The organism is Mesorhizobium sp. B2-6-4 (assembly GCF_006441495.1).
Classification (GTDB): Bacteria; Pseudomonadota; Alphaproteobacteria; order Rhizobiales; family Rhizobiaceae; genus Mesorhizobium.
Genome location: NZ_VFUE01000015.1, coordinates 41,849 through 62,983, shown reverse-complemented (window position 1 = coordinate 62,983; position 21,135 = coordinate 41,849). Strand labels below are relative to the sequence as shown.

Sequence of the window (21,135 nt, the reverse complement as noted above, 5' to 3'; positions counted from 1 at the left end):
GTCGTCATCGACGAATGCCATCTCGAAAAAACAAAACGCTCCCGCGGAATTCCCGCGGGAGCACGGCCGGTGTCCTTATTAGGACGAACGGCAACTAAAGCAAGCCGGCCGCCGTCATCAGGTCGGTGGCCTTCTTGGAGTTCAGCGTCGCGGCATCGATCTTCGGCGCCTGCAGGTCGGCCAGCGGCACCAGCTTCGGATTGGACTCTGCGCCCTTGCCGACCGCGTATTCGAAGGACGTTCCGTTCTTCAGCACGTCCTGGCCGCCCTTGCCGGTCACCCACTTCAGGAAAGCCTGGGCTTCCTTGGGATGCTTGCTCGAAGCCAGCACGCCACCGCCGGAGGTCGAGACGAAGGCGCCCGGATCCTGGTTCTTGAAATAATGCAGCGCTACGTTCTTGCTGTTTTCGCCGGTCTTGGCCTGATCGCCGAAGTAGTAGTAGTGATAGATCACGCCGCCTTCGATCTCGCCGGCGTTGACCGCTTTCATCACGGTGCTGTTGCCCTTATAGGCGGTGAAATTCTGCTTCATCGCCTTCAGCCAGTCCGCTGTCGCGGCTTCGCCCTTGAGCTGCAGCAGCGCGCTGACGATAGCCTGGAAATCGGCGCCCGACGGCGAGGCGGCCCACCGGCCTTTCCAGCTCGGATCGGCAAGGTCGAGCAGCGACTTGGGCAACTGGTCGGCCTTGAGCTTGGTGGTATTGTAGGCAAAGACGGTGCTGCGGGCGGCAACGCCGACCCATTTGCCGCTCGCTGCCTGATAATCCTGCGGAACCTGCGCCAGTGTGTCGGCGTCGACCGGCGCGAACAGGCCGGCATTCTCGACCAGCACCATGGCCGGCGAATTCTCGGTCAGGAACACGTCGGCGGGCGAGGCGGTGCCCTCCGCGACGATCTGGTTGGAGAAATCGCTGTCGCCGCCATTGCGCAGCGTGACCTTGATACCGGTTTCCTTGGTGAAGCCGTCGGCCCATTCCTTGGCGAGGCTCTCGTGCTGGGCATTGTAGACGATGATGCCTGTATCCTCAGCCATCGCCTGGCCAGCGATCAGGCTGACCGCCACCGCCGCGGCGCCGGCAAGGGTGGAAAGAGCGTATTTCATGGGCGTCGTCCTCGATCTCGTTGAACTGGCACGCAGCACCTATCGATACATGACAGGTGTAGTCAACATTTTTGGCCTGCTTCAATCGGCCGCTGGCGGCACAGGCCCATGCCAGGCGGACAATTCCGCGTGATGGCCGCGCGCGACCGACGGTCCAGGACACAGTCGCCGTCGACGAGCCCAAGTTCGCGTTCGCCCGCAATCTTTCGTGACTTGCCGGTAGTTTGCCTTGGACATTATTTCGCCGGCCACGTAACAAATCAGCGCCGAGGCGCGAAGATCGGGGAGTGAACTCTTGTGAGCGGCAAGGACGAGGCCGAGCTTTCCCGGCTGATGCGAGCCGCGATCGCGGGAGATGAAAGGGCCTATGCCGACTTTCTGCACCGGACGGCCGCTCTGGTTCGCGGTTTTGCCAGGCGCAAGATCGTCAAAGGCGGGGTCGATCCCGAGGATGTCGTGCAGGAAACCTTGCTGGCCATTCATGTGAAACGGCACACCTGGCGCCAGGACGCACCTGTGCTGCCCTGGGTCTATGCCATCGCGCGCTTCAAGTTGATCGACGCGTTCCGGCGGCGCGGACGGCGCATCGAGATCGATGTCGACGATATTGCCGAAACCTTCGCCGAGCCGGAAACGGAAACCGTCAGCGAACGCGACATCAACCGGGCGCTCGACGGCCTGCCGCCGGCACAGCGCTCCGTGGTGTCGTCCGTGTCGGTGGAGGGACGCTCGATCGGCGACACGGCAGCCAAGTTCGGCATCAGCGAAACAGCGGTGCGGGTTTCCTTGCATCGCGGACTTGCAGCCATTGCCAAGCGGTTCGGGCAGGGGCGGTTTGGGCGGGAATGACATGAGGACCGAAGATCTCATCAAGGCGCTTGATGCCGACGCCCGCAGCAAGGCGATGCCGCTGCGCTCGGCCTGGTGGCTGGCTGCCGGCGTGGCCGCCGTGATCGCGGGCGCGGTTTTCATGATGACGATCGGTCCGCGCCCCGACTTCATGGCTGCCGCACATACGATGCGCTTTCTTTCGAAGTTCCTGTTCACCATCGTGCTCGCCGCCAGCGCCTTCGCCTTCGTCAGGGCATTGTCGACACCGGGAGCATCGACAGGCAAGGCGGCGGCCTGGATGGCGGCTGCGCCCGTGCTCGTGGCAGTGGCCGTGGTGCTGGAGCTTTACGCCGTGCCCGAGGCCGACTGGGGCAGGCGTCTCGTCGGTTCCAACATGATGGTCTGCATGGGGCTCATCCCGCTGATCGGCATCGGCCCGCTTGCCATCTTCCTGTGGATGCTGCGCTATGGCGCGCCGACACGGCCGGTGCTGGCCGGCACGGCCGCGGGCCTGCTCGCCGGCGGGCTGGCGGCAACCTTCTATGCCGCGCATTGCTTTGATGATTCGCCGCTTTTCGTCGCCACCTGGTATACGATCGCGATCGCCGCGCTGGCGCTGCTCGGCGCGCTCGGCGGCCGGTTTTTCGTGCGCTGGTAGCGCGACGCCCGCTGCTGCATCCCGCGCATACCGATCCTTAATCATGCCGGCAAATGTTTGCCGGCCGGCGGCATCGCCGATACCCGACGCAACCTTTCCTTAAAATCGATCCGTCAGGATTTTCACGGGAAATGCGATTGCCCACGGGGTGGTACAAATCGTGGCAATGCGAAGGATCATCGGGCCGGCGCCGCACAGACATGCGGGGTTGGCTCTGCTCGTGGGCGGGACAGCGGCGATGACGGCATCGATCCTGCTGTCGCGGCTGGATCCCGGCGCCGAGACGCTCGAATTATGTGTGCAGGCGTCGGTCGGTGTGGCAGCCGGCGCACTTCTCCTGGCCTGCATGTTCGCGCGCGTCATCCGCAAGGACCGCCGCCAGATCGCCGAGAGCGAGCAGCGCTTCCGCCGTGCCATGGAGGATTCCTCCATCGGCGTCGCCATCGTCGGCCTCGACGGGCGCATTCTCGAGGCCAACCCGGCTTTCGCTGCCATGCTCGACTACCGCCGCGACGAGATCGAGGCGTTGACCTTCTTCCAGCTCACGCATGCCGACGATCTGGAGATCGGGCGGGAGACGATGGAAGACCTGAAGGCCGGCAAGATCGATTCCTTTCATTTCGAGAAGCGCTATCTCAAGAAGGACGGCACGCCCGTCTGGGCCAGGCTGGCCGGCTCCGTCATTCGCGACGGGAATAGCGGCCGGCCGCTGTATCTCGTCTCGCAGATAGAGGACATCAATGCGCGCAAGCAGGCCGAGGCGCGGATCGCCGAGGCCGAAACGCGCTGGAACTTTGCATTGGCCGGCGCCGGCCAGGGCGTCTGGGACTTCGACAAGCGCAGGGGCGGCACTAACTATTCCTCGACCTGGGTCAAGATGCTGGGTTACGCCGACGGGGAACTCGACGGTGACCCCGATCACTGGCTGGCGATGATACATCCCGACGACCGCGAAGCAGTGGCCGAGGCGGACCGCGCCCATCTCGAAGGCCGCACGCCGTTCTTCGAGGCCGAATTCAGGATGCGCCACAAGGATGGCCGCTGGCTCTGGTTCCTCGACCGCGGCAAGGCGATCGAGCGCGACGAAGAGGGGCGGCTGATCAGGGCGATAGGCAGCCTGACCGACATCACCCGGCGCAAGCAGGCGGAGGAGCGCCTCGCCGTGTCGGCGGCCATGCTGGCGGACGAAAAGGAGCGCCTCAAAGTGACGCTCCAGTCGATCGGCGATGCCGTCATCTGCACCGATGCCGCCAACCGCGTCACCTTCATGAATCCTGTCGCCGAAAAGCTGACCGGTGTCTCCTGCAATGATGCCCTCGGCAAGACGCTCGGCCATGTCTATTGGGCGGTCGACGAGGAGACCGGCCACAGGATCGGCGTGGCGCGGCCTGCGATCGGCGGCCAGGGAGCCGATGACCAGAACAGCCGCGCCGTCCTCATCCGGCGCGACGAGACGCGCTGCAGCATCCGGCAGGTCGTGTCGCCGATCATGAACGAACGCAACGAATTCTGCGGACTGGTCATCGTCTTTCAGGACTTCACCGATGCGCGGGCGCTGCAGCGCCAGCTTGCCCACGCCGCCGCGCATGATGCGCTGACCGGCCTTGCCAACCGCGCGAGTTTCATCCGCGCCATGGAAGAACTGGTCGATCAGGCCCGCAAGGAGGGGATCGGACATCAGTTCATGTTCATCGACCTCGATCATTTCAAACTGGTCAACGACACAGGCGGCCACGCGGCGGGAGACGCATTGCTCAAGCGCGTTGCCGAGGCCGTGCGTGGCGTGCTTGGTCCGCAGGACATGGTCGCGCGTCTGGGCGGCGACGAATTCGCGGTCATTCTGAAGTCGGGCTCGGCTGCCGGGGCCAGAATCGCGGCGCGATCCATCATCGATGCGATACAGGGCCTCGACTTCACCTGGGAAGGCCGTCCTCATTCGATCGGCGCCAGCATCGGACTGGCTCCTATCAACGCAGATTGCGGCGCGGTCGACGAGATCATCGCCAGGGCAGACGCCGCCTGCTACGTGGCCAAGGCTGCCGGTCGCGGATGCGTGTCCATGGCGCCGGAGACCGATGCGAAGGACGACAGGGTCGAAATCGAGACGCCCAAGCCCCTGGCCGCCGCGTCGTAAACCCGCGCGGCCAGGCCGTGATCAGTCTGGCGGGTCAGCGTGTCGGAACCGGATGCTCGCCGCGATAATCGTAGAAGCCGCGGCCGGTCTTGCGGCCGAGCCAGCCGGCCTCGACATATTTGACCAGCAACGGGCAGGGGCGGTACTTCGAATCCGACAGGCCGTCATGCAGCACCTGCATGATTGACAGGCAGGTGTCCAGGCCGATGAAATCGGCCAGCTGCAGCGGCCCCATCGGATGGTTGGCGCCGAGCCGCATGGCGGTGTCGATCGCATCGACCGTGCCGACGCCCTCATAGAGCGTGTAGATCGCCTCGTTGATCATCGGCAAAAGGATGCGGTTGACGATGAAGGCCGGAAAATCCTCCGAGACCGTGATCGTCTTGTCGAGCTGCTTCACATAGGTCTTTGCCGCCTCGAAGGTCTGGTCCTCGGTGGCGATGCCGCGCACCAGTTCGACCAGCTTCATCAGGGGAACCGGATTCATGAAGTGGATGCCGATGAAGCGCTCGGGGCGGTCGGTCTGCGCGGCTAGCCGCGTGATCGAGATCGACGAGGTATTGGTCGCCAGTATGGCCTCGGGATTGAGCTGCGGACAAAGCTGGGCGTAGATCTTGCGCTTGACCGTCTCGTCCTCGGTCGCTGCCTCGATGACCAGGTCGGCACCGGCGAGATCGGCCATGGATGGCGCCGCCGCGATGCGCGCCATCGCCTGGTTGCGGAGCTTCTCGTCGAGCTTGCCGGACCCCACCTGGCGGGCCATGTTGCCGCTGACAGTGGCGATGCCCTTCTCGATACGGTCGGGCGATATATCGTAGATCAGCACCTTGTAGCCCGAAAGTGCGGAGACATGGGCGATGCCGCCGCCCATCTGGCCCGCGCCGATGATGCCGATCGTTTCGATCTTGCTCATTACACCGATCCCGTCGAAAAAGGCCTTTGCGGCCTGCTTTTTGTGCGGTGCAAACTAAAAGGGTGGGGCGACTTCGTCTACCCCACCCCTCACAATTAATACGCTTTGCGGCAGGGCGTCAAAGCGCCTTCTGCAACTCCGGCAGGACAACGAACAGATCGCCGACGAGGCCATAGTCGGCAACCTGGAAGATCGGCGCTTCCTCGTCCTTGTTGATGGCGACGATGACCTTCGAATCCTTCATGCCGGCGAGGTGCTGGATGGCGCCGGAGATGCCGACGGCGATGTAGAGGTCGGGGGCGACAACCTTGCCGGTCTGGCCGACCTGCCAGTCATTCGGCGCATAACCGGCATCGACGGCGGCGCGGGATGCGCCGACGGCAGCGCCGAGCTTGTCGGCGACCGGCAGGATGACCTCCTGGAACTTCTCCGAGGAGCCGAGCGCGCGGCCGCCCGAGATGATGATCTTGGCCGAGGTCAGTTCCGGACGATCGGTCTCCGATAGCTTGTTCTCGACGAAGGAGGAGAGGCCAGGATTGGCCGCAGCGCTGACGGTTTCGACAGCGGCCGAACCGCCCTCGGGCGCCGCCTGGAAGGAGGCGGTGCGCACGGTAATGACCTTCGTGGCATCGGTCGACTGTACCGTCTGGATGGCGTTGCCGGCATAGATCGGCCGCTTGAAGGTGTCCGGCGAGACCACTTCGATGATCTCGGAGACCTGCGCCACGTCGAGCAAAGCGGCTACGCGCGGCGCGACGTTCTTGCCCGACGAGGTTGCCGGCGCGACGATGGTGTCATAGGAGCCGGCCAGCGACACGACGAGCGCCGCGGTCGGCTCGGCGAGACGCTCGGCAAGCTCGTCGGCTTCGGCCAGCAGCACCTTGCTCACGCCCTTCAGCTTGGCGGCGGCATCAGCTGCGCCCTTGGCGTTCTTGCCGGCCACCAGCACATGCACGTCCGAGCCGATCTGCAGCGCGGCCGACAGCGCCTTGGCGGTCTGGTCGGAAAGGGTTGCGTTGTCGTGTTCGGCGATGAGGAGAATGGTCATTTATCTGTTCCTTCCGATCTCAGAGCACGCCGGCTTCGTTCTTCAGCTTGTCGATGAGCTCGGCGACGCTCTTGACCTTGACGCCCGCCTTGCGGCCGCCCGGCTCTTCGGTCTTGATGACCTTCAGCCGCGGCTTGACGTCAGCGCCGTAGTCGGCCGGGCTCTTCTCGTCGAGCGGCTTCTTCTTGGCCTTCATGATGTTGGGCAGCGATGCATAGCGCGGCTGGTTGAGGCGAAGGTCGGCAGTGATGATCGCCGGCATCTTCAGCTCAACCGTCTGCAGGCCGCCGTCGACCTCGCGCGTCACCCTGGCCTTGTCGCCCTCCAGCACCACCTTGGAAGCAAACGTGCCCTGCGCCCAGCCGAGAAGGGCTGCGAGCATCTGGCCGGTCTGGTTGGAATCATCGTCGATCGCCTGCTTGCCGAGGATGACAAGGCCGGGCTGCTCGGCCTCGACCACGCCCTTCAGTACCTTGGCGACGCCCAGTGGCTCTGTCTGCTCGTCGGTCTTGACCAGGATGGCGCGGTCGGCGCCCATGGCGAGCGCGGTGCGAAGCGTCTCCTGCGCCTGCTGCGGGCCGATCGACACGACGATGATCTCTTCGGCCTTGCCGGCTTCCTTGAGCCGGATCGCCTCTTCCACCGCGATCTCGTCGAATGGGTTCATCGCCATCTTGACGTTGGCCAATTCCACCGCCGAACCGTCAGCCTTGACGCGAACCTTCACATTCGCATCCACAACCCGCTTCACGGGCACAAGGATCTTCATTTTCCTGTCACCTCTCTTGAGATAGTTGGGGCGCGCTATACCAGCGTGAACCCTGTCAGAGTTGTCGAAAGCCGACATTCCGGATGGAAATTCTGCTCTTCAACCGCCAAAGGCGGGCGGAAACGCTTCCGTAGTTGCGGCGAACCCGCACGTCAATATGCCACGGCGTCGGGCAATTCACTCAATCGGTTCAGTCGGGGCCGGGGCACTTCCTCGACCCCAGCGTGGCACGGGCTGCGCGGCAATCGGCTCGTTTACGGCCGGATCTACGGCGACGGCGGGCTGGTCGGCGGGTGCGGCTTCTTCGTCCGCGCCCGCAAAAAGCGGCACGCCGCGGCTGCGCAGCACGAGCACCAGCACGGCGCCGGCGATGATGCCGCCTATGTGGCAGGCCCAGGAAATCTGGTCCTCGCCACCGGCGGCGAACATGACGATCTGGAACAGCACCCACAGGAGGAGCGGGATGAAGGCCGGGATGCGCAGCGGAATGCGGGCAAAGGCCAGCACCCAGACCTTCACCCTGGGATAGAGGATCAGGTAGGCGACGACCACGCCGGCGATGGCGCCGGAGGCGCCGATCAGCGGCACCTGCGAGTCCCACGCGATGAGGCCCTGGAAGGCGGCTCCGGCGATGGCGCACAGGAGGTAGAAGATGAGATAGCGGATATGGCCGAGCGCGTCCTCGACATTGTCGCCGAACACCCACAGGAACAGCATGTTGCCGCCAAGGTGGAAAATGTCGGCATGCAGGAATGAGTAGGTGAGATAGCTCAGGCTTTCGGGAATGACGATAAAGCGCGGGTCGAGCTCTGCCGTGTCATGCACCACGGAGGGGATGAAGCCGAGGCCGAGCACGGCGGCATTGGTGAAATTCTCGCCCCCGAGCGCGGTGGCGCAATAGACCAGCGCGTTGGCCAGGATCAGGGCGATCGTCACATATTGCAGCCTGATGTGCCGCAGCCTGTTGGTGTCGTAGAGCGGGATGAACATAGGTGCCTGGCCTCTCCCGCCTTGGCATAGTTCAGCGGTTCTTGCCAGGAACCCATAACACGTCGGCATTTCCATTGTCATTGACCGCCCTGGCGGCGACGAACAGGAAGTCGGAGACGCGGTTGATGTATTTCAGCCCGTCGCGGTTGACGTGCTCACCAGGATGCTGTGCGAGCGCCACCATCAGCCGCTCGGCCCGCCGCGCCACCGTTCGGGCGAGATGGAGCGCAGCGGCGGCCGGCGTGCCGCCGTTCAGCACGAAGGATTTGAGCGGCTGGAGGTCGTTGTTGAGGAGATCGATGTCGTGTTCGACGCGCTCGGTCTGCGCGGCGATGATGCGCAGCGGCTCGTAGCCGAGCGGCTTGCCGTCGTCGGGCACGGCCAGATCGGCGCCCAGGTCGAAGAGATCGTTCTGGATGCGGGCAAGCATGGCGTCAATCGCCGGGTGGCTTGGGGCGGTGTGAACACGAGCCATGCCAATGCAGGCATTGGCTTCGTCGACAGTGCCGTAGGCGTCCACCCTGAGATCGGACTTCAGCCGCCGCTCACCCGTGCCGAGCCCGGTGGTGCCGTTGTCGCCGGTGCGGGTGTAGATCTTGTTGAGCTTGACCACGTCGCCTCCCGAACGGCCGGTGTCCTCATTTGCGGGTGAAATACACTGCCAGCAGGATCAGCGCCAGCGCCACGGCCTGCAGCACGACGCGCGTCTGCATCAGCTTGTTGGAGGTCATGCCGGAACCGCCGCGCATCATGTTGATCAGACCCCGGACCAGCACGATCACCACGGCGACCATGACCAGGATGGCAAGGATGTTGAAGACGGATGCCATTTGCGTTTCCAGTCCTTTTCTTGTTCAGGCGCGTTTGGCGAGCAGGCGGTGAAGCATCGATGCCGGAAGGATGCGTTTGAGCGTGGCGCCGACCTTGGCGGGCACTGTTACCACATAGTGCGGGCGCGGGCGCCGCGACAGAAGTGCATGGCGAAGCGCCTTGTGGACCACTTCCGGCCCGGGCTTCAGCGCCGATTGGCTGCCGCCGGTGCGCATCCGTTCCAACTGCGCCTCATAGTCCGCGCGATGCACGGAATTCTCATGGTCGATATTCCTGAGAAACCAGGCGAGTCCGTTGCTGGCGATCTTCGATTTCACCGGCCCCGGCTCGATCAGCGAGACATGCACGCCGCTGCCGGCCAGTTCCTGGCGCTGACAGAGCATCAGCGCCTCCAAAGCGTGTTTGGATGCCGAATAGGCGCCGCGAAAACGTACCGGCACCAGGCCAAGGATCGACGAGCAATGAACGATCCGGCCACGGCCCTGGCGGCGCATCACCGGCACGAGCCGGCGGGTCAGGTCGTGCCAGCCGAAGAAATTGGCCTCGAACTGCTCGCGCAAGGCGGCCACCGGCAGATCCTCGACCGCGCCCGCTTGTGCATAGGCGCCATTGTTGAACAGAGCATCGATTCTGCCGCCGGTCCGCTCCAGCACTGAAGCCGCAAGCGCTTCGATGGAGGCAGGTTCGCGATAGTCCAGATAGAACGCCTCGATGCCCTCCTTTTCCAGGGCCGCGATGTCTTCGGGCTTGCGCGCCGTGGCGAACACCCGCCAGCCTTCCGCCTTGAGCGCCCGCGCGCAATAAGCGCCTATGCCCGACGACGCGCCGGTGACGATGATGACGCGCAACGCGCGTGCCGACGGATTCGTCTTATGACCAAGGGTTGCCATTTGCCGCATTCCCTTCCCATATTCGCGGCGTCGAGACAATCGAAGGGGAGCGCGGTTCTTGTTGCGGAATATCGTCGCCCTGCGCCGCGTGCTCTACGACGCGATCGGTCATTTCAACACCGATGACGGCTGGGCGATGGCCAGCCATCTGGCAATCACCTCGCTGATGGCGTTGTTTCCGTTCCTGATCTTCGCCACCACGCTGGCGAGCTTCCTCGGCGCGCAAGCCTTCGCCGACACGGCCGTGCACCTGGTCTTCGACACCTGGCCGGAACAAATCGCCAAACCGATCGCGCGAGAGGTGCTGAACGTGCTCACCGTGCGACGATCGGATCTGCTCACCTACGGCGTGCTGCTGGCCGCCTATTTCGCCTCGAACGGCATCGAGGCGCTGCGCACCTCGCTCAACCGGGCCTATCGCGTCACCGAGACGCGCGGCATCATCTATCGCCGCGTGCAGAGCATCTTCTTCGTGCTGATCGCCACGGCAGGCTTCCTGGCGATCAGCGTGCTCCTGGTCTTCGCGCCATTGCTGGCGCGGCTGGCCGAGGCGCATTTCGAGTGGATAAAACCCTATACGGGCACCATCACGCTGTGGCGCTACGTCATCGCCTCGACCGTCATCGTCGGCGGTCTGTTTTCAGTGCATTACTGGCTGCCGGCCGGCAAGCGCCGTTTCGTCTCGCTGATCCCCGGCATCGTCTTCACGCTCGCCGCATGGCTGATAGGCTCGACCATTTTCGCCACCTATCTCGACCATTTCTCGTCCTATGTGACGACCTATGCCGGGCTTGCCTCGATCATGATCGCGGTGGTCTTTCTCTACATCGTGTCCGCGATCTTCATTCTCGGCGGCGAACTCAACGCAGCAATCAGCCGCTATCTCGAGGCACGCGCGCGGGTGGGATGACCGGCTGAATTGAAGAACTGGAGAATTGGAGAATTGGAGAATTGAAGAAGAAGCCCCCAGCGCCAGATGGCACCATTTTCCTCAATTCCTCAATTCCTCAATTCCTCAATTCCTCATTTCTACAATTCTTCCCTTGGTCTGCCGCGCCGTTGCCAGACCGACACCGAAGGTCGTGATCGCCATGCCGGCAATCTGAAGCGCGTTGAGCTGCTCGTCGAACAAGGCCCAGGCGATGACGGCCGTCACCGCCGGCACCAGATAGAACAGCGAAGCGACCTTCGACATCTCGCCGTCGCGGATCATCACCATCAGAAGGAAGATGGCGCCGATCGACAGCACCAGCACCAGCCAGACCATGGCGAAGATCAATTCGCCGTTGATGACGACCGTGTGGGTCTCGAAGGCCAGTGAAGCCAGGATCATCACCGAAGCGCCGCCGACATATTGCCACATGGTCGCGGCGACGAGGTCGCCGCCGGAAGCAAAACGCTTCTGCCATATCGTGCCGGCGCTCATGCCGAGCACCGAGACCAGCGAGGCGGTCAGCGTGGCTGACGTCACGCCGCCGCCGAGCGCGCCGAGCTTTGGCCAGAGCACGATGACGACGCCGGCCAGGCCGACCGCGAGGCCGGCCCAATGGCGCGGCAGGATCGCCTCGCCGAGAAACTTGCCGGCGAGCACCGCCGTGATCAGCGGCTGCAGGCCGACAATCAGCGCCGACAGCCCGGCGGGCATGCCCCTGTGGATAGCCCAGAAGACCGCGCCGAGATAGACGCCATGCATCAGAATGCCGGCCCCGGTGGCGTGCAATGCCTCTTCGCGGGAGGCTCTCTTGGAGCCAAGCACGACCACCAGGCCGGCGAACAACGCCGCCGCCAGGACGAAGCGCGCAGCCAGGAACGTAAACGGTTCGGCCCACGGCATGGCATAGCGGGCGCCGATGAAGCCGGTCGCCCACAGGACGACGAAAGTGGCGGGGATGAGCCGCTTGACGCTGTGCATTTTCCGGGGACCGCGCTTGATGAGAATTGAGCCGTGGCGAAGCTCTAGTCCGGTTCAAGCCGGCGCGCAAAACGAAACGATTGATCCATGCATCACCGGAATTCAACCGGCCGCCTTTTCCGCAAACTGCCTCTTCGGCCTTCGCCTGCGTCAGAGACCGACCATCCGCCTGACATCGTGAGTCGACACGCCCGCTTCGCGCAAGACGGCAAGGCCGGTGTCCTTCCGGCTTTTCGACAGCTTGCGCCCGTCGGGTCCCAGGATCAGCCGGTGATGGAAATAGGCTGGCTGCGGCAGGCCAAGCAGTTCCTGAAGCAGCCGCTGTACCCCGGTGGCGGAATAAAGATCCTGGCCGCGCACGACATGGCTGACGCCCTGCAGCGCATCGTCGACGACGACGGCGAGATGATAGCTGGTCGGGATTTCGCGGCGCGCCACGATCACGTCGCCCCAATCGCGCGGGCGGGCCTCGACGACGCGCGTCGCGGAAAGCGATTCGTCTGAAAATTCGTTCCATGACAAATCCTTGCCGACGCGTGCCATCGCCGCATCGACATCCAGCCGCCAGGCGAAGGGAGCGCCCTCGGCAATGCGGCGCTGGCGTTCCTTCGCCGGCCGCGCCTTGTCGACGGCGGGATAGACCGGCACGCCATCGGGATCGCGCGGCCAGTCGCGCTTTTTGCTGTCGGCGATGAAAGCCCGGATTTCGCTTCTGCTCATGAAGGCGGGATAGACGAGGTCCTCCCGGATCAGCCGGTCAAGCACCGTCTCATAACAGGCGAAGTGCTCGGATTGCCGTCGTACAGGCTGTTCCCAGGCAAGACCGAGCCATCTCAGATCGGTAAAAATGCCCGCCTCGAATTCCGGCGAGCAGCGCGTGGTGTCGATATCCTCGATGCGCAGCAGCAGGCGGCCGCCGACCGCTCGCGCCAGTTTCTGGTTGAGCAGCGCCGAAAAGGCATGGCCGAGATGCAGTTCGCCATTGGGACTGGGCGCGAAACGGAATGTCAGGAGTGTCATCTCTTGAGCGGCAATCGGGTTGTGCGGCGGTTTTGCCAATTGCTACCGTGCGGCCGGTTCAGGAACAAGAAAGCATGCAACGTATCGCCACATTGGACGACATCGCCCGGGGACTCGACGCGCTTTGCGCGATCGACCCAAGGCTGGAAAAGATCCGCGGCATGGCGGGCGAGGTGCCGCTACGGCTGTCCCAACCGGGATTCTCGAGCCTTGCCTCGATTATCGTCTCGCAGCAGGTGTCGCGCGCCAGCGCCGATGCGATCTTCGGCCGGCTGACGAAACTGGTCGACCCGTTGACGCCGCTGGCGATCCTTGCCGCCGGCGAGGACATGTTTCGCGAGGCGGGCCTGTCGCGACCCAAGCAACGCGGCCTCCTCGCCGCCGCCCAGGCGGTGGCGGACGGCCTCGATCTTCATCATTTGTGTTCGCTTGACGCCGGCGAGGCAATCACGACCATGACGGCCGTGCCCGGTATCGGTCCGTGGACGGCGCAGGTGTATCTGCTGTTCGCCGCAGGCCATCCCGACATCTTCCCGGCGCGCGATGTCGCGCTCCAGACCGCCGTCGGCCATGCGCTCGGCATCGACCCGCGTCCGCAGGAGAAAACACTGATCCAACTCGCCGAATCATGGAGCCCATGGAGAGGTGTCGCATCGCGGCTTTTCTGGTCCTATTATCGCGAATTGAAGGGCAGGGATGCCGCACCCCCGGCCTGAAAGCGCGAAAAAGCATCAAAATCTCGTTTTTTTGTGCCTTCGGACGCGTGACAATCCGCTTCACATCCCTGTCATGTCGGGCTTACAGTATCCGCGCCATTCAGGTTTGAGAACCAAGGAGGCCAACGACGTGACGGTTGCCGTATCTCCGGATGGGCTTCCAGCGCTGGTGCTGAATGCGGATTACCGTCCGCTCAGCTATTACCCCCTGTCGCTCTGGTCGTGGCAGGACGCCATCAAGGCGGTGTTCCTCGAACGGGTGAACATCGTCGCCGAATACGAGCACGCGGTGTCCTCGCCGACCTTCTCGATGAAGCTGCCGAGCGTCGTCAGCCTGAAGGCCTATGTGAAGCCGTCGCGGCATCCCGCCTTCACACGCTTCAATGTCTTCCTGCGTGACCGCTTCCAGTGCCAATATTGCGGCACGCCCGACGATCTGACCTTCGATCACGTCATCCCCCGCCACCGCGGGGGTGCTACGACGTGGGAGAATGTCGTCGCCGCCTGTTCCCCCTGCAATCTCAGGAAAGGCGGCATGATGCCGGCGCATGCCAAGATGTGGCCGTTGCAGAAGCCCTACCAGCCGACGGTGCACGACCTGCACAATAATGGCCGTCTGTTCCCGCCCAACCATCTGCATGAAAGCTGGATGGATTATCTGTACTGGGATGTCGAACTCGAACCCTGAGAGCGTCCGACAATTCGGGACGCTGGCCGTCTGAAGCGATTGTCTGCGCTTCCGATGCTCACGGACCAATGTCCGCTCCGCTTCGGTTCTCGACAATCACTCCATGCGACTCAGCCTGCCGAATTCTTGAACGATCTCGCGTCGGCTCTTTCGCGCTACTCAGTCGCGCGAAAGAGCGCTGCGGAAGGCGACGGCCGCGAGGACAAGGCTGGCGATGGCGTTCCAGCCGGCGAGCGACAGGCCGAGGATGCGAAGCGCGGCCTTGTCGCAGGAGGGGGGCACGAATTTGTCGAGCGCGTCGAGCACGCCTTTGCCGCCGGTGTCGACCGGGCCTCCGCCCGCGGTGCAATCGGCCGGGCCCTGCCACCAGGCCCACTCCACGCCGGCGTGATAGATGCCGAGATACAGCCCATAGAGCATCAGCAGGCCGCCGATGGCCAGCAAGCCGCGCACCACCCATGCCGGCGCGTGCAGCGCCGATGCAAGCAGCGCCAGCAGCATCAGCGGCACGCCGATATAGTAGGGCGTGCGCTGTTCCAGGCAGAGATGGCAAGGGATGTAGCCGCCAATGTACTGGAAGGCGAGCGCGGAGCCGACAGTGGCGGCCATGGCTACGGCAAGGAACAGGGCCGTCATGGTCCGCTGGCGTCCGGTGTTGGCAGTCATGGTCGCAGTCATGGGGTCTTTCGTCCGTTTTGTTCGCCGCTCGCCCGGTCTTGTGGTCCATGTCGCCACGCCGCCGCGCGGTTTGGGCGACATGAATCAGAAGGCGTATTTGACCAGGATATAGAGCAAAATCAGGGCGGCTGCCGCCGCACCCGCGATCAGGCCGAGGCGCTTTTCGATGAACTCGCGGATCGGCTCGCCATAGCGGCGCAGCAGCCAGGCCAGAAGCAGGAAGCGCCCGCCGCGCGCCACGATTGCCAGCGCGATAAACAGCAAAAGATTGACGCCGATGACCCCCGAAAGGATCGTCACCACCTTGATCGGCGGCAGATGGGCGGCGCCCGAGGTGATCAGCATCAAGATGATGAAGCCGATGCCCGAAGAGAGGCGCAGCGCCTCGAACTCGTCATACTTGCCGTAGAATTCGAGGATGGGCCGCGCCAGCGCGTCGTAGGCGTAGTGGCCGATGAACCAGCCGGCGATGCCGCCCAGCACGGAGGCGACGGTGGCGATCAGCGCATAGCGATAGGCGCGATCAGGCCGCGACAGTGCCATCGGCAGATAGAGCACGTCGGCCGGCACCAGGAACACGGAACTCTCGACGAAGGCGATGAAGGCCAGCCACCATTCGGCGGATTTGCGCGCCGCCAGCGACAAGGTCCAGTCGTACAGTCCGCGAAGCATCGGCTCTCCTAATGTCGTAAATGCCTACCGCACGGCGCCCACATGCACGGCGTGGCCGGCATAAGGGCAGGCAGAAAACCAGGGGCATGGATGAAACAGGTGCATGCGTGAAACCAAGACCCGAAGCGCGCCGCGTTCCTTCTTCCGGACGCCAGGCGCTTCGACACGACGCCTGTCTAGAAAGATTTTCCGCGCCGCACAATGGCAGTGCCCGCAGGAAACCGAAAGGGGCGGTTTGGTCGCGGCTCCGCAGGCTATCGGCAACAGGCCAGTTGACGAACAGGCCTCCAACCGTATAGTCCGCGCCATCCAGGCCGCCCGGCCTGAGCCCCTATGGCGGAATTGGTAGACGCGCTCGACTCAAAATCGAGTTCCGCAAGGAGTGCTGGTTCGATCCCGGCTAGGGGCACCATTTCAGTCGCCGCTTCGATGCGTCTGCCGCTAATTCCCGATCGGCGTTTCGGCAAATGCGGATATGGTGTTCGAGTTTGTCGTGCGCCGTTTAAAGCCGATATCGCAAGAGCGACATCCGGGAGCGGCTCGCCGGGTGCAGGACTGCATCTTCGGCATGTCCAATGCGGTAGCCGCTTTCACGCTTCAGGACCTATGTTGGCCGCCTGACCGTTCCTCGGTGTGGATATATCAGGGCTTGAGATTGCCCCTTGCATCAGTTGTTGCTTATTTATCTCAAAGGGAGGAACTCATGCCGATTCGTCAGAAAGCTCAGGAGGCTGGCGTCTTCGATTCCTCCGAAGTGGCCCTGCTTGGCCGCGTGTTCGACAGGCTGAAGCTCGACGCCCGATCGGCCCAGCAACGTGAAGCGATTTCATCCCGCATAATCGCGAATTACATGGCCGGGATCAGGGATGAGGACGAATTGGTTTCGGCATCCAGACAGCCGCTGGGACGCTAACGCAATTCTGGTGCAAGTCGCGTCGGAACGATTCATCGACGAGCTTCGGAATTCACGTGAATACAAGGGTCAGAGCGAGCGGGTTCCTTCAATGCCGAACCGCGCCAATGGGTCGGCGTAGACACCGGCCATAGTCGCAAGAAACGCCACTCCTGCCGTCCTATCCGACGACATCTGGGTTCAACAAGGAAATCCCGCGAAGCTGAATTCGGCGACCGTGCCGTCCTCCGATCTGGTGACCCGAACGAACAGCGCGCCTGGAATGCGGGGTTGCATCGGATGACCGGTTGCCCGTCTGGCAGCCCCTGCGGGACTTGAAGCCGCCACCTCGTGCGTGCCGATAATTCTCTCGCCCAGGATTTCCTCCACCTTGTAGCTGGTCATTTTCCCCGTTGGGCGACGATCTTGACTATCGACAGAAGGAGCCCGGCCTGCTTTTGGCGGTAGGTTCGGCACTTGGCGAGCAGGCCGGGCTGTGCTCCCGGCTGTCAGGTACCTTGGTGGAGGGCTTAGCCGGTGCGAAAGGCAGACTGTCTCCTTCTCCTCGGACCCGCAATTGGGACTGAAGTCCGAAGCATCGACGCATTGGTCCTAAACCCTGAACATAAGCCGCCGTTCCTCATTGGCGTGGAAGCCGTCGAGTAAAGTCCCTTCATCGACGGTCCCTGGACGCCCGCCGTTGCTGCGAGCGGCGGGTGTCCGACTTCGGGGAGAAAGACATGCAGCTTGGCGAGATCATCGCGAACACCTTCGCCGTCCTGCTGCTGATTTGTTTTCTCGCGATCGTGTTCTTCCTGTTTGGAAAGCCGCTGTGGCCGGACCACTATGCTCGCATGTCGATTATTCTCCCGGTCGACGCGATGACCACGGCTTCGGTGAGACGGGCCGGCGCGCATCCTCACCTGCCGGACACTTTCGACATGGCGCTCGCTCGCCCAAGACCGTCCCCGTAGGGCTCCGTGGCGGGCTTTTACGCGTCCAGGATTCTGGCGCCGGCAGCTTTCCCATTGGCGGCTCCCCCGCTGGTTCCGGCAGGTGGATTTCTCGCGTCCAGCGCCTGTTCCTCGCAATCCGCGCGCCACCGCCGAAAGCGACGGGGAAGAATGAGGACGAGTGGCTCAAGTTAGATCTGGTCGGCCGTTTCAAGTTCCTGAAGAGCAATGAAGATTAGCCTCATGCTCGCTGCCGGATTTCGTGAAGGCGGACCAAAGTCCCAGGGCCTGGTCCCAAAGGTCTTATGTTACCACTTAAGTTCCGTGAATGTCCTTTATATGTTCGAATGAATTAGCTAATTCTGATGTCCGCCACGAGGAAAAGCGCTGAAGAAAAACGGATGCGCCGCCGGCAAGCGACATGAATTATACCCAAAATCGTATCACCTTTGTCGCGCTTTGTTGAAAGATTGTGACTGTTGCTCAAGCAGGCGCTGGCGAAGAAACGCTATCAATACAGTGACTGTTTATCCCATGAAGCAACCAAATGCTCAGGCTTGAAGCAAGCATCCACGCGCTCCAGAAGATGCGAGCGCGTCTATCGTCTCTTGAGCAGGCTCTTCATCCGGTTGCGCAGCAGGCGGGCCATGTTGCGGGTCTCCCGGTAGAGATGCAGTTGCGAGGCCGCCTGGCGGGCGAGACGGTCGGCGTCCGGCGTCAGGCCGATCACCAGCGTGCCCATCGGCTTGCGCTCGGTCCACAACCTGCTCATCACCGGATGGTCGGGCACGGCACAGGAATCGGTCATCATGATGTTGGGGTCGTCGAGATGCTGCCTGGTCACCTCGATCATCAGCAGCGTGCCTGGCGAATAGCCGGCCAGAGTTTCGTCGTAGGCCGTCTTCCAGGTGTAGGCAACGCCGGCTTCGACGAAGACGATCAGGCACGCAATGGTGCGGCCGTCGAGCGTCAGCGAATGGATGCGGCACAGGTCCTGCTCGGCCAGCCTGTGCACGGCCTCGCGGGCGAAGGCGGCGCGGTAGCGGTCGATCGCCATGGCCGTGCGCTCGCGGCCCTTCCAGCCGGCCGCCTCCAGCGTCAGGAAGCTCTCGATGGCGTGACGGATCTCGTCGGGGCCGCGCGCCACGACATGTTCAAGCTTACCGAGGTCACCCAGCCGCCGCCTGAGGCGGCGGAACTCGCGATAATGGTGCGCGCGCAGCGAAGCCTTCAGATAGTCCTCGGCGTCGCGTTCGCTCTCGAGCAGCGGACGCTGGGCGTGACCGGTGGTGACCAACATCAGGCCACGCGTTTCGGCCACAGTGGCAACCAGGCTCGCCACCGCGCCGTCGAGCCTGATGTCGGGCAGGACGAACACTTTCGGCAGCTTCAGATGCGGGCGCGACAGCATCGAGAAGAAATCCTCGAGGACACCGACCGGATCGTCGCGGTCGACCAGCGGGGTGCCGAGCGGACCGAACGGGCTCGACCATGTGCGCATGACCGGAACCCCGAGCGGCACCACCGGCCGCTCCACCGAGAACGGCACCAGAAGGCGTAGCCGGTTGCGGTATTCATCGCCGTCACGGATGACGGCCAGACGCACCTCGCGGTCTTCCAGCCGGGGCATTGCAGGCGCGAGGAAACGCGGGTTGAAGAAGACGTTGGGCTCGATGGTGCGGGCGCACAGATAATCCAGCTCCTCGACGAGGTCGAACCCGGCCGACGCCGGATAGATGGCCAGTTTCCGCTCGGGCCGGTTGTTGGCGAGGATCTCGATATGGGCCGGGTCGGTGTCGCGCCCCAGTCCGGCAAGGCCGGACACCATGGCGCCGGCGGGGCCGCCGCTGGTTTCCTCGAGCAAGGGGATGGCGGCCATCACGCGGCTCCTTTGGCTGGCACGAAGATCGCCATGACGATGCCGAGCTTGCGCCAGACCGTGAAGGACAGCGCGCCGGCCTCGAAGATCATGGCGAAGGCGGTGGCCATTGCGGCGCCCCACAGGCCGAAGAGCGGGATCAGCACCACGTTCAGGCCAATGTTGAAGGCCAGCGTCATGGCATAGACGGCGGCGCAGACATTCTGGTTGCCGCTCATGGTGAGCAGGCTTTCGCACGGGCCCACGGCGGCGCGCGCCACGACGCCGAAGACGAGCAGGAACAGAAGCGGATAACCCGATGTGAATTCGGGACCGAACAGCATCAGCATCGGTTTGCCAAGCGCCAGCACCAGCAGTGCCATGGCGAGCGATGGCCAGAAGGTCCACGACACCGTCTCGCGGGCGAAGGCGGCGAGCTTTTCCGGCTCGCCATGGGTGAACTGGGCATAGCGCTGAGCGACGCCTGCCTTGACGGCGAAGTAGACGAAATGCACCAGCGCCAGTGTCTTGACCGTGGCGAAATAGACGGCGACGTCGTTGGGGTCCATATAGGCGCCGACCATCAGCACGTCGGCATTGGTGAGCAGGAAAAAGAAGCTTTCGACCAAGAAGATCGGCAGCGAGACAATGAACCATTGTGCGAAATGCACCTTCATCGGCCCGGCCGGAATCTGCTTTTCCATGCGCCGGGTGACGCCGATAAGCTGGGCGAGCGTGGTGACGTAAGTGGCGGCGATCGAGGCGAAGATCGCGGTCTTCGCGTCGGGCGCGTAGCCGGCGAAAAGCATCAGCGCCATGAACAGCAGGATCAGCACGGGCCGTATCAGATAGGTCGGCGCCAGGGCGAACAGCGCCCAGCTGTTCGCCCTGGCCTGGCCTTGCAGCAGATCCGACAGCGCTATCATCGGCAGGCAGATGACGCCGAGGATGAACGGCAGGACATAGTAGTTTTCAGTCCATGACGAAGCGAGCCACACGCCGAGTGCGCCGAGCCCGGCGATGACCGTCGAAGCGATCAGGACGAACAGGCGGCTGGCCACGACGATACCGCGCAACTCGTCGATGAGGCCGCGCTCGCGGTATTCGGGAATGAAGCGGATAACCGAGGTGTGGAAGCCGAGGCAGGCGAGATTGCCGACGATGACCATGGTCACCCAGACAAGGACGAAGATGCCGTATTCGAACGAGCCCATCCAGCGTGCCATCAACACCTGGCTGACGAAGGCGATGACGGCGCTGACGATGCGGATGGAAAAGGCAATGACCGACATGCGGCCGGCCTCGCCGCGCTCGTCGGCGGTGAACAGCACGGCGTCGACGCGGCCAAGCAACGGCTCCACGCGCAGCGCCAAACGCTGCGGCAAGAACCGCCCGGCTGTCGTGGCCGCGGAAAAGCGCACCCCGATTGTTCTCCGTTTTCCGCTTCTTTCCAGGCTTTGGTGTAGCGGAGACACCTTAAGAAAGGGTGGGTGGAAGAGGCATACACAATGGCAGAGAGGCCAGCGAGGACGACCGGTGTGGGTTCCATGCCGCAAGCAGGAGACAGGCGCTCTGTCGTT

At 63.3% G+C, this 21,135-nt stretch carries 23 protein-coding genes and 1 tRNA gene; 9 read left to right on the top strand and 15 right to left on the bottom strand.

Features of this window, described 5'->3' with window-relative positions; all coding sequences use genetic code 11:
• Window positions 1-94: 94 nt before the first annotated feature.
• Window positions 95-1,102 carry an iron ABC transporter substrate-binding protein gene (locus tag FJ426_RS21160; RefSeq protein WP_140525437.1) on the bottom strand — a complete coding sequence of 336 codons (1,008 nt, stop codon included), beginning with the start codon at window positions 1,100-1,102 and terminating at the stop codon, window positions 95-97.
• Between the two features lie 297 nt (window positions 1,103-1,399).
• Here FJ426_RS21160 and FJ426_RS21155 point away from each other — a divergent pair, with 297 nt between their 5' ends.
• The 3 genes from FJ426_RS21155 to FJ426_RS21145 all read left to right on the top strand — a co-directional run bounded on the left by FJ426_RS21155 (window position 1,400) and on the right by FJ426_RS21145 (window position 4,725).
• Window positions 1,400-1,951 carry a sigma-70 family RNA polymerase sigma factor gene (locus FJ426_RS21155; RefSeq protein WP_140513867.1) on the top strand — a complete coding sequence of 184 codons (552 nt, stop codon included), beginning with the start codon at window positions 1,400-1,402 and terminating at the stop codon, window positions 1,949-1,951.
• 1 nt (window position 1,952) lies between these two features.
• A complete protein-coding gene (locus tag FJ426_RS21150; protein WP_140500813.1) occupies window positions 1,953-2,591 on the top strand; it encodes an NrsF family protein in 639 nt (212 codons plus the stop codon).
• A gap of 238 nt (window positions 2,592-2,829) precedes the next feature.
• Window positions 2,830-4,725, top strand: a complete 1,896-nt coding sequence (locus tag FJ426_RS21145) for a PAS domain S-box protein (RefSeq protein ID WP_224619246.1) — start codon at window positions 2,830-2,832, stop codon at window positions 4,723-4,725.
• A 34-nt stretch (window positions 4,726-4,759) separates the two neighbouring features.
• Here the strand turns inward: FJ426_RS21145 and FJ426_RS21140 are convergent, their stop codons facing one another.
• From FJ426_RS21140 to FJ426_RS21110, 7 genes are all read right to left on the bottom strand, one after another.
• Window positions 4,760-5,638 carry a 3-hydroxybutyryl-CoA dehydrogenase gene (locus FJ426_RS21140; RefSeq protein ID WP_140500869.1) on the bottom strand — a complete coding sequence of 293 codons (879 nt, stop codon included), beginning with the start codon at window positions 5,636-5,638 and terminating at the stop codon, window positions 4,760-4,762.
• 118 nt (window positions 5,639-5,756) lie between these two features.
• On the bottom strand, window positions 5,757-6,686 hold the full coding sequence (locus tag FJ426_RS21135) for an electron transfer flavoprotein subunit alpha/FixB family protein (RefSeq protein WP_140560185.1): 930 nt from the start codon (window positions 6,684-6,686) through the stop codon (window positions 5,757-5,759).
• A 19-nt stretch (window positions 6,687-6,705) separates the two neighbouring features.
• Entirely contained in the window at window positions 6,706-7,455 is a 750-nt protein-coding gene (locus tag FJ426_RS21130; protein ID WP_140825515.1) for an electron transfer flavoprotein subunit beta/FixA family protein, read from the bottom strand.
• Between the two features lie 177 nt (window positions 7,456-7,632).
• Complete coding sequence (locus tag FJ426_RS21125) at window positions 7,633-8,445, bottom strand: rhomboid family intramembrane serine protease (protein WP_140560186.1); 813 nt, start codon at window positions 8,443-8,445, stop codon at window positions 7,633-7,635.
• A 31-nt stretch (window positions 8,446-8,476) separates the two neighbouring features.
• On the bottom strand, window positions 8,477-9,058 hold the full coding sequence (locus FJ426_RS21120) for a cob(I)yrinic acid a,c-diamide adenosyltransferase (protein WP_140500873.1): 582 nt from the start codon (window positions 9,056-9,058) through the stop codon (window positions 8,477-8,479).
• Between the two features lie 25 nt (window positions 9,059-9,083).
• Window positions 9,084-9,275 carry a twin transmembrane helix small protein gene (locus tag FJ426_RS21115; RefSeq protein ID WP_140500874.1) on the bottom strand — a complete coding sequence of 64 codons (192 nt, stop codon included), beginning with the start codon at window positions 9,273-9,275 and terminating at the stop codon, window positions 9,084-9,086.
• A 24-nt stretch (window positions 9,276-9,299) separates the two neighbouring features.
• Window positions 9,300-10,166 carry an SDR family oxidoreductase gene (locus FJ426_RS21110; protein WP_140560187.1) on the bottom strand — a complete coding sequence of 289 codons (867 nt, stop codon included), beginning with the start codon at window positions 10,164-10,166 and terminating at the stop codon, window positions 9,300-9,302.
• 58 nt (window positions 10,167-10,224) lie between these two features.
• On the opposite strand from FJ426_RS21110, the gene FJ426_RS21105 reads away from it, so the two are divergent.
• Window positions 10,225-11,076 (top strand): YihY/virulence factor BrkB family protein, encoded by an 852-nt coding sequence (locus tag FJ426_RS21105; RefSeq protein ID WP_140500876.1) that lies wholly within the window; start codon window positions 10,225-10,227, stop codon window positions 11,074-11,076.
• 105 nt (window positions 11,077-11,181) lie between these two features.
• Here FJ426_RS21105 and FJ426_RS21100 read toward each other — a convergent pair whose 3' ends face one another.
• The gene (locus tag FJ426_RS21100) at window positions 11,182-12,078 is read right to left on the bottom strand and encodes a DMT family transporter (RefSeq protein WP_140560188.1); all 897 of its coding nucleotides are present in this window, start codon (window positions 12,076-12,078) and stop codon (window positions 11,182-11,184) included.
• A 150-nt stretch (window positions 12,079-12,228) separates the two neighbouring features.
• The gene (gluQRS, locus tag FJ426_RS21095) at window positions 12,229-13,098 is read right to left on the bottom strand and encodes a tRNA glutamyl-Q(34) synthetase GluQRS (RefSeq protein ID WP_140560189.1); all 870 of its coding nucleotides are present in this window, start codon (window positions 13,096-13,098) and stop codon (window positions 12,229-12,231) included.
• Window positions 13,099-13,172: 74 nt separating this feature from the next.
• Between gluQRS and FJ426_RS21090 the strand changes: the two genes are divergently transcribed.
• Together FJ426_RS21090 and FJ426_RS21085 are read left to right on the top strand one after the other, a co-directional pair.
• Entirely contained in the window at window positions 13,173-13,814 is a 642-nt protein-coding gene (locus FJ426_RS21090) for a DNA-3-methyladenine glycosylase (protein WP_140513859.1), read from the top strand.
• A gap of 130 nt (window positions 13,815-13,944) precedes the next feature.
• Entirely contained in the window at window positions 13,945-14,502 is a 558-nt protein-coding gene (locus FJ426_RS21085) for an HNH endonuclease (RefSeq protein ID WP_023677956.1), read from the top strand.
• A 159-nt stretch (window positions 14,503-14,661) separates the two neighbouring features.
• On the opposite strand, the gene FJ426_RS21080 is transcribed toward FJ426_RS21085, so the two are convergent.
• Window positions 14,662-15,180 carry a disulfide bond formation protein B gene (locus tag FJ426_RS21080; protein ID WP_140513858.1) on the bottom strand — a complete coding sequence of 173 codons (519 nt, stop codon included), beginning with the start codon at window positions 15,178-15,180 and terminating at the stop codon, window positions 14,662-14,664.
• Window positions 15,181-15,264: 84 nt separating this feature from the next.
• On the bottom strand, window positions 15,265-15,852 hold the full coding sequence (locus tag FJ426_RS21075) for a YqaA family protein (protein WP_140560190.1): 588 nt from the start codon (window positions 15,850-15,852) through the stop codon (window positions 15,265-15,267).
• A gap of 327 nt (window positions 15,853-16,179) precedes the next feature.
• Here FJ426_RS21075 and FJ426_RS21070 point away from each other — a divergent pair.
• A tRNA-Leu gene (locus FJ426_RS21070) sits at window positions 16,180-16,264 on the top strand.
• A gap of 63 nt (window positions 16,265-16,327) precedes the next feature.
• Window positions 16,328-16,765: a hypothetical protein gene (locus FJ426_RS32195; RefSeq protein WP_348642463.1), complete on the top strand. Its 438-nt coding sequence runs from the start codon at window positions 16,328-16,330 to the stop codon at window positions 16,763-16,765.
• Between the two features lie 180 nt (window positions 16,766-16,945).
• Here the strand turns inward: FJ426_RS32195 and FJ426_RS21060 are convergent, their stop codons facing one another.
• Entirely contained in the window at window positions 16,946-17,149 is a 204-nt protein-coding gene (locus FJ426_RS21060) for a hypothetical protein (protein WP_140500899.1), read from the bottom strand.
• A gap of 335 nt (window positions 17,150-17,484) precedes the next feature.
• Between FJ426_RS21060 and FJ426_RS21055 the strand changes: the two genes are divergently transcribed.
• Complete coding sequence (locus tag FJ426_RS21055) at window positions 17,485-17,718, top strand: polymerase (protein WP_140560191.1); 234 nt, start codon at window positions 17,485-17,487, stop codon at window positions 17,716-17,718.
• 577 nt (window positions 17,719-18,295) lie between these two features.
• On the opposite strand, the gene FJ426_RS21050 is transcribed toward FJ426_RS21055, so the two are convergent.
• On the bottom strand, window positions 18,296-19,576 hold the full coding sequence (locus tag FJ426_RS21050; RefSeq protein WP_140560192.1) for a GNAT family N-acetyltransferase: 1,281 nt from the start codon (window positions 19,574-19,576) through the stop codon (window positions 18,296-18,298).
• Entirely contained in the window at window positions 19,576-20,976 is a 1,401-nt protein-coding gene (locus tag FJ426_RS21045; RefSeq protein WP_140513849.1) for a lipopolysaccharide biosynthesis protein, read from the bottom strand. Before FJ426_RS21045 ends, FJ426_RS21050 begins: the two co-directional genes overlap by 1 nt.
• Between the last annotated feature and the right edge of the window lie 159 nt (window positions 20,977-21,135).